A 1,722-nucleotide genomic window follows, 5' to 3' on the forward strand; every position below is an offset into this window, starting at 1 on the left:
TTCAAAATACAAAAATACATAGGTAACAGAGTGCCCGCTGCACGGCTTTGTTCTGGTAAGTTGCGATTAAGCTCGTTATCGATTTCAGCTATAGGTTTCATCGTCTTAGCTTGATCTTTATAAGCGATCACTGTGCCGTCTTTGTGCATCATGATGGCATAACCGTTTGCCGGTAACTTCATGCGGTTGACCTCTTCGATAAGATTACTAATCGATAGATCTCCAGCAATAACTCCGCCTGCAACAGGCTCGGCCAAGGTCACCACTAAAATATTAAAAGCAGTATCAAGATAAGGTCGAGTAAATACACTTCCACCAGTTCGCATAGCCTCTTGGTACCAAGGTCGTGTACGAGGATCATAATTTGTATAGTCAGTTGCAGGCTCTGAATCTCTCATATTGCCGTTAGACTCACCAAAATATGTCGATTCAAACCCTCCCGATTGCTTAGCCTGTTTCATTGCTTGCACAATGTCATGACTCAACTGCCCACCGATTCCTTTAACAATTTGCTGACGGCTTACGAGCCACTCACTGATAAGTAGCGCTTGCTGCTCACCAAGTCGTTGAGCCTGCTCTAAATTCACATCTAGTAAGACTTTCTTCTGACTTGAATAACTCTGCCAAGATAATAATATGACAGATGAAAGAGCAAGAATAACGGAAAAAAGAATTTTCTGCTTTAATGAAAATGATTTCATAATATATTTTTCACAAATAAAGACCTGATAACCATACCGACCAAATATAACAACAGCTATTTTTAGCAGCAGTGAGTTTACTTAGAGACGTAAAATAACTTAATTATTTCACGTTGACCATGAAAGATAAATAAATTAAAGAATAAATTTAAGTTAAAAAAACAAACTAAATTAGCTAAATTTAAATAAGTGCAAAACATTAAAAAGGCTTAAAATGCATATTAATGCAAACAACTAAAAATTAAATTCAACCAAAAATTGCAAATTAAAATATTTATTAATTGATTTTAAAATCTTGTAAAAATTAAACAGAATGGCACCTTTAAATAAAGGTATAATCAACTAACTATTGTCTCGTCACAAAAAACTTAAAAAGTAATACCTTCGCGCCGTCTAAGGCGCGGAGGAAAACTATTAGTTATTGTAAACCTACGATTGAAATTTACTTAAATATCTATTATTCAAAAAATCGAGTTAAGGCAACTAAAGAATAAATGTCGCGACTTGCGCATTCAAGTCATTAGCGCGAGCTTTTAAGCCCCTCGCCTGTGCCAAATCTGCCATGGCCGATGCGGTAATCTCATCAGTCACATCTTTAATCGCAACCGTATTCTGGGTTATTTCACCCGTCACTTGAGTCTGTTCTTCCGCTGCGGTAGCAATTTGGCCTGCCATATCTGAAATCACGTTGACCGCTTGCGTAATTTCTTCAAGGGCTTTCGCCGCCGCATTGGCATCTTCTACGCTATGACCCGCTAATGCTTGGCTGCTTTCCATCAAGCTGACTGCTCGAGCGGTAGTGCGTTGTAGCGTTTCAATCGTGGTATGTACTTCCTGAGTCGAATCTTGTGTGCGGCGCGATAATACTCGAACTTCATCGGCAACGACCGCAAAACCACGGCCTTGCTCGCCAGCACGAGCCGCTTCAATGGCTGCGTTAAGCGCCAACAGGTTAGTTTGCTCAGCAATCCCTTGAATTGTCGCCAGAATACTCGAGATAGACTTAGCGTGACGACTTAAA

2 protein-coding genes are annotated in these 1,722 nt (G+C 39.7%); both read right to left on the reverse strand.

Annotated features, from left to right (window positions below; all coding sequences use genetic code 11):
* On the reverse strand, positions 1-701 hold a 701-nt coding region (locus L5M11_RS23640; RefSeq protein WP_263193440.1), incomplete at its 3' end, for a cache domain-containing protein.
* 483 nt (positions 702-1,184) lie between these two features.
* Positions 1,185-1,722, reverse strand: a 538-nt coding sequence (locus tag L5M11_RS23645) for a methyl-accepting chemotaxis protein (protein ID WP_263193442.1), incomplete at its 5' end; no start/stop codon positions are given.

It is taken from the genome of Shewanella sp. SM87 (genome assembly GCF_025653705.1).
In the GTDB taxonomy this organism is placed as follows: domain Bacteria; phylum Pseudomonadota; class Gammaproteobacteria; order Enterobacterales; family Shewanellaceae; genus Shewanella; species Shewanella oncorhynchi.